4 protein-coding genes, 1 pseudogene and 1 riboswitch are annotated in these 6,503 nt (G+C 60.8%); all 5 genes and pseudogenes read right to left on the reverse strand.

Features of this window, described 5'->3' with window-relative positions:
- Positions 1 to 1,037: PAS domain-containing protein (locus tag ABIZ35_RS05220; protein ID WP_348218816.1), on the reverse strand; the 1,037-nt coding region annotated here is incomplete at its 3' end.
- Entirely contained in the window at positions 1,034 to 1,771 is a 738-nt protein-coding gene (locus ABIZ35_RS05225; RefSeq protein ID WP_348218817.1) for a nuclease-related domain-containing protein, read from the reverse strand. The genes ABIZ35_RS05225 and ABIZ35_RS05220, both read right to left, overlap by 4 nt.
- A gap of 156 nt (positions 1,772 to 1,927) precedes the next feature.
- Positions 1,928 to 2,029: riboswitch (cyclic di-GMP riboswitch) on the reverse strand.
- Between the two features lie 235 nt (positions 2,030 to 2,264).
- On the reverse strand, positions 2,265 to 3,305 hold the full coding sequence (locus ABIZ35_RS05230; RefSeq protein WP_348218818.1) for a Gfo/Idh/MocA family oxidoreductase: 1,041 nt from the start codon (positions 3,303 to 3,305) through the stop codon (positions 2,265 to 2,267).
- Between the two features lie 139 nt (positions 3,306 to 3,444).
- A complete protein-coding gene (locus ABIZ35_RS05235) occupies positions 3,445 to 5,838 on the reverse strand; it encodes a glycoside hydrolase family 95 protein (RefSeq protein WP_348218819.1) in 2,394 nt (797 codons plus the stop codon).
- A gap of 140 nt (positions 5,839 to 5,978) precedes the next feature.
- Positions 5,979 to 6,503: pseudogene (locus ABIZ35_RS05240) on the reverse strand (hypothetical protein); the annotation flags it as partial.

Raw genomic sequence — 6,503 nt, forward strand, 5'->3', positions numbered from 1 at the left:
CGGCCATCGGCGCCGCGCACGCAGCGCGCGTTTTCTGAGATCCACAGCAGGGCTCCGTCCCTGCGTCGGATCTGCGAATCAAACTGGCTGACGCTGCCGGACAACTCAATCTGCGCCAGGAACTCCCCGCGCCGGCCTGGATCGACATACAAGTCGCGCCCAACATGATCCACGGACTGTATCAGTTGGTCCGGGCTGTCAAACCCAAGGATCGCGGCCATGGACGGGTTGGCGCTGATTAGCTTCCCTCCCATCGTCGTTTGGTAAATGCCTTCGACGGCGTTCTCGACAATACTCCGATTGCGCGCCTCCACCCGAACGCGCTCGGTGATGTCCGTACAGACGCCGATCACTCCCGTCACGCGCCCTTCCCCATCGAATTCAGGTGTATACTGCGAATCGAAATAGGCGTCGCCGACATGTCTCGTTTCGCGCACGCTTTCCCCGGAGAGCGCGCGGCGAATGATGGAGAGCGAGTGCGGATCGTTGCGGTACAGTTCGAACATCGAACGGCCGACGACTTCTCCTGGGCGCAGCCCCACGACGCTCAGCGCCTGCCCCTCGGACAGCCGTATCACTCCCTTATTGTCCATGGCGTAGAGGACCAGAGGGGCGCCGGTCAGAATGGCGTGCATGCGGCTCTGGCTTTCCCGCAGCCGCTGCTCGGATTCCCGCCGCTCTTCGACTTCACGCCGCATTTCTTCTGACGCGGCCTCCAGATCGCGGGTGCGCTCCTCGACAATGGTTTCCAGGCATTCACACGAACGGCGCAGCGATTCTTCCGCCCAAATGCGCGCCTCTTCTTCTCGCCGCATTCGTCGCCGCATCCGCTCGTAAAAAGCGGCCAGATAAGCGGCCGCAACACCGGTGATAAGCCCGACTGTGACAATCCCGATCACATGCGACTGCCAGTTGCTAAGATTGGGCGTCAGCGCATGTTCGACGGTTTCACAGAGGGCGGCGCAAAGCGCAGCCACGAGCCCTGTGCCGAGGACACGCCGTTTCGGCCATAAAACGCTGGGCGTTGAGGTATTCATGAAGAGATTCCTGGACTTGGCTCTCGGCCTGCGGACGTATCCGCCTCACGCGACTGAGTGGGGCCGAACAGCGCCTCCAGCGGCGCCGTGTCCAGTCCTCCCGGCGCGGGCGGCAGGCTCAAAACATGGTCCGCCAGACCTGACAGTCGCACCATGGGAGCTGTCGGGTGGACACAGTCGAGCTTCAGTGCATCGGGAAAGACGGCGACTGCGTACACGGGCGACTGGCTGTCGCAGTCCACCAGATAATGCTGCGCCGCCTTGCGGTTTCGCTTCAGCTGTTTCGTGACGCTGCTGCGCAGCGGCTGCCGCACGCCGTCATCGTGCAGCCGAAACCAGGCATCGCCGTGACACGCGTAATGCCCGGTGAACGTCTTCACTTCGACGACCAGAACACCGAACGGGCCGACCACGATCAGGTCGGCGTCCCCCTGGTGCGTGCCGGGGACGACGAAGTTGGAGATACAGGAATATCCGTCGGGAAGCGCCAGCAGCGCCGCGAGCGCCGCTTCTTCCCCTTCCGCGCCGCGCAGATAACGGTTGTAGTTGCGCATCGCCTTGACGCCGATATTGACGCCGCCGAGCGCAAGAAACGCCGCCGCCGCAAAGCCGTAGCCGCCAAAGTAAGCGGCCTGAGTCCACAGAAGCACGCCGCCCCCCACCCCGGAAACCGCAAGCGCGCCTTCGATGCGCATGACCTTGTCCGCATAACGCGCATGACGAATCACATTCATATGTTTATTGTCGGCATGAAGGAGGCAGGGCTCAAGAGCACTTTTCTGGCAATTTATAGGACATTTTGGCTCACCGGGAGCCATAACGGACAAAACGCCCGAGCCTCTTCCTAGAAGAGACCGGGCGTTCTATCATCTATTTCACGCACTCGCACCTTCGGAAACGTGGCTGCCATGCCGGGGCCGCCCAACGGCGGTCCAGTTATAGGCCCATGCGCTTTGCGTCCTCCCCTTTCGGAGAGTTTGCCTTTGTCGAGCAGCGATTGGTGGGTTATGGTGATTTCATTATAGGATGTTTACGGGGATTTGCTCACCCGTATTTTTACCAGGATTATGCGTAAGCCCACATCTGGAAGATGTGGGCTAGGCTGAGGCAAAACCAGCTGAAGCAGGTTAGGATGATGAGTGACGTTTGCGTGCCCCAAGAGTCTGCTTTAGCTGACTTCGCCCCAGCCTAGCCTACAGCCTTCCAGCTGTAGGAGGATTGCGCATCTTACGCGTACGGCCCCACCTTGGCCTTGGCGTAGATCATATTCAGCAGATTGACGGCATCCCGCGCGCCTTCGGCGGCGACCTGGGGCGGACGTCCTTCGCGCACGGCGAGAACGAAATCCCGAATGTTGCCGTAATGCCCATCGCCGACGAGAGCCGCCGGGTCCTTCGAGGTATTGGACTGCGTCTCAGCGGAGCCGCTCAGATCGCCGAACTCGTCTTCATAAGGGTCTTTGGTAGTAAAATGCGCCAGATGGTCGCCCACCAGCATCGCGCTGCCCTTGGTCCCGCTGACATCGATCCGCTCGGGAAAACCGTCGTACGCCAGGGTGGTCATGGTGATCGTCCCCAGCGCGCCGTTTTGGAACCGCACGGTGGCGACGCCCAGAGTCTCGCCTTCGATGGTCCGGTGGAATCCCGGCGTCAAAGTCGCCGAAAGAACTTCCTCGACCGGGCCGGCCAGCCACTGGACTTTGTCGAGGCTATGAATGCCCTGGTTGGAGAAGACGCCTGCATCCAGCGCCCACGTGCCGCGCCAGTCGCCACTGTCGTAATACTCCTGGCTTCGATACCACTTGGTCTCCGCGCACGCGAGCACGATCTCGCCAAAGGCGCCCGACTCCACCGCACGCTTCACCTTGCGCGCCGCCGGCGAAAACCGCTCCTGAAACACGCCGCCATAAGTGACGCCCGCCGCCTTCGCCGCCGCAATCGCCTCATCCACGGCGTCGATCCAAACATCCAGCGGCTTCTCAGACAAAATATGCTTGCCCGCCCGCGCCGCCTGCGTCGCCATTCGGCCATGCAGCCCGCTCGGCGTGCAAAGCGTCACCGAATCGATCTCGGGGCTGGCGATCATCTCATCAAACGACTCAAAGACCTTGCAGCCGTACTTGCCCGCAAACTCCTCGGCCCGGCCGCGCACGACATCCGTCGTCCCCGCCAGCCGCGCCAATCCTTCTTCCTCCAAGCGCCGCAGCGCGTCCCCATGTGTTCCCGAAATCACGCCACATCCCACGACGCCCACTCGCAAAGGCTCCATAAACGCCCTCCCTGCCCAGTCAGTCTTGCGCTCTTCACACGCTGACCGACAGTTAGGCGGCGATGACGCGTTGTCCTGCGCGAATGGTTCGAGGGAACCTATATTCGTGGTCACGACCTTTAAATCCATTGAGCAGCGTTCACTTCAGCGCGATCACGATTGCCTTATCGGGGTGCGTTACATAATTCCAACGATGCTCTCGCCAGCGCACTGTGACCTTTCCCGAAAACTTCGGCCGTATGGTTGCCCTAACGAGTTTTGAGTTACGCCATTCCAGATCGACGCCATATCCGCCGCGTGCGCGCACGCCCTTGATTTGCCCATCCGGCCAGGCGCTAGGCAAGGCAGGCAAAAGATGCAGTTCGCCGGTGTGGCTCTGCAGGAGCATTTCCACAACTCCGGCGACAAAGCCAAAATTGCCATCGATCTGAAACGGCGGATGCGCGTCGAACAGGTTCGCATAAACCCCGCCCCCGCCTTCGTAATTGGTCCCGGCGTCCTTCGTGAGACGCAGCGCATCTTGTATCAAACGATACGCATGGTCGCCGTCGGCAAGACGCGCCCATGCGGCGATTTTCCAGGCAAGGCTCCAGCCCGTGCCGTCGTCCCCCCGAATTTCGAGAGAACGCCGCGCCGCGGCAAACAGATCGGGTGTTTGACGAGTGATCTGGCTGCTGGGATAGAGTCCATACAGGTGCGATATATGTCGGTGATTCTGGTCCGGCGCCTGCGCATCCCAATCTTCAAACCACTCCTGCAGCTGGCCCTGCGCTCCGATCTGCATGGGAGCCAATTTCGACCGTACGCCGTGAACCGTCTCTCGAAACTGGGGATCGACGCCCAGGACCTCCGATGCTTTGACGCAGGCGTCGAAGAGATCGCGTAAAATCTGCATGTCCATCGTAGGGCCGGCGCATACCGCCGCGTCGGGGTGGTGCTGATGTTCCGGAGAGAGCGACGGGCATGTCACCAGCCACTGATGTGTCGGCTCCGCCACCAGCGTCGCGATGAAGAACTCGGCGGCCCCCTTCATCGCGGGATAATGCTTCGAGAGCGCCGACTTGTCGCCCGTGAAAAGATAATGCTCCCACAGATGGAGACAAAGCCATGCGCCGCCGGTCGGCCACATTCCGGCTCCCCAGTAGTCACACGGAGCGGTCGCGCGCCATCCGTCTGTATTGTGGTGGCATACCCAGCCGGGCGCGCCATACTGCTTTTGCGCGGTTGACTTGCCTGCCTCGGCAAGCTCCATCACCAGAGCAAACAGCGGCTCATGACACTCGGGCAGCGCAATCTTCTCCGCCGCCCAGTAGTTCATCTCAAAATTGATGTTGGTTGTGTACTTCGAATCCCAGGGAGGGCTTATCGAATCGTTCCACAATCCCTGGAGAGTCGCCGGCTGGCCTCCACGTCGTGAGCAAGAGATGAGGAGATACCGGCCATAATGGAAATAGAGCGATGCGAGATCAGGATCTTCGCCCCGGCCGAAAGCCAAAATTCTCTGGTCCGTCGCCTCGTTGCTTGCCTTTTTACCAAGACGGAATTCCACACGGTCAAACAGCCGCTTGTGCGAAGCGATGTGGTCGCGCCGGAGATCCGCGTAATGCCGCTTCTGTGCCGCCGCCAGATATCGATGAGCGCGAGCCGGCGCATCGCCGCTGACATCCCGGTAATTCTTGTAACTGGTGGCAAGCGAAACCAGTATCGTGACCGAGTCCGCGTGCGACACAACAAGCCCGTCGGCGTCGGCGGTTAACGTTCCCCCCTGCGGGATGTGCCGCGCCAGACCAGAAAACCGGACGGCGCCCTCAAGGCCCTTGGAATCCCCGGAGACACCCTCGATAGTGACGTCCGCTCCCATTGCGCCTACGGTACATTTTTGAGGACTGCCGAACTTGGCGCGATAAGAAATGCGGCCCGGTTTATCGGCGGTGAGCCGAATGACCAGAACCTGATCCGGCTCGCTCACCAGGTATTCGCGGCGGTAAGAAACACCGCCCGAGACATAAGTCGTCGTGGCGATGGCCGTTGTCAGGTCAAGATCGCGGCGATAGTCCTGGATTTCGTCCACCCCTTCCGTGAACGTCAAGGAGAGATCGCCAAACGTCTGATAGGGCATTTGCGCCCAGGGACGGCCGATAAAGTGTTTACTGAAAAGGTCCTGAGCAGTTTTATAATCGCCGGCAAAGACCGCCTTGCGGATTTCGGGCAGAGCTTGCAGACCCTCGGGATTTGCGTAGTCGTGCGGCTGCCCCGCCCAGAGCGTGCTCTCGTTCAGCTGAATACGCTCTTCAGGGGCGCCGCCAAACACCATTGCGCCGATGCGCCCGTTACCGAGAGGCAGCGCTTCTGTCCAGACTGTCGCGGGCTTCGGGTACCAGAGCCGCTGTGGTTCAGAAGGAGTGCTGTCGGCAGGAGATCGTGTCCCCTTGTTTTCCGCGTTTGCGGGATTGTCCGCGCCGAGCGCCTCAACGGCAATTGCCGGCACTGCCGCGGCGAGCAAGGCCGACTTAAGAAGGTCACGTCGATTCATTAGCATTTTCTCAACAAAGCTGCAACTAATCCGCTCAACGACAGGTTCAACGACAATGGGAATGGCGTGAATGGTCTCCCCCTCCCCGGCGAATCCGCATGCTGGGAAAGGGGAAACTTGGCGAAGCGCGAGAATAGGGATTAACGCCTTCGCAGCACCAGCGCCGCGAGATTGATGGGTTTCCAGGTCGCCGCATCCGCAGGCCGAATGGTCAGCGTATAGTCTCCCGCCGCTGCGACGTTCAATGGACCGCCGGAGACATCGACGTATTTTTCCCAATCCCCGGTCGCCGGAGCGGTCAGCGACACATCGCTTCCAACGCCGGTGACGAGAACACGGGAGCCGTCGGGTGAGGCGGTCTTCGTCGTGATGTCGTATGCGCCGGGTGCGTCAAAATGCACCTTCCAGGAAACAGTGTCCGTGGCGCTACTCCAGTAGCCGAGATTGGGCGTGGATCCGCCCTGCGCCACGATTCCTCCGGTCACCGCGGCGGCGTCAGGAATGAGCGTCAGAGAGCCATCCGCGGCGGGGCGCACAGGCTCCACAACCTCCGCAACCTCCGTGAACGGAACGGGCTTAAGACCGCCCCCGCGAATCTGAAGGGTGTAGACATAATCGCAGGGCTTTTGATCCGGAAGCGTCACGACAAGGCCACGATCAGTCTG

It is taken from the genome of Capsulimonas sp., from assembly GCF_039929585.1.
In the GTDB taxonomy this organism is placed as follows: Bacteria; Armatimonadota; Armatimonadia; order Armatimonadales; family Capsulimonadaceae; genus Capsulimonas.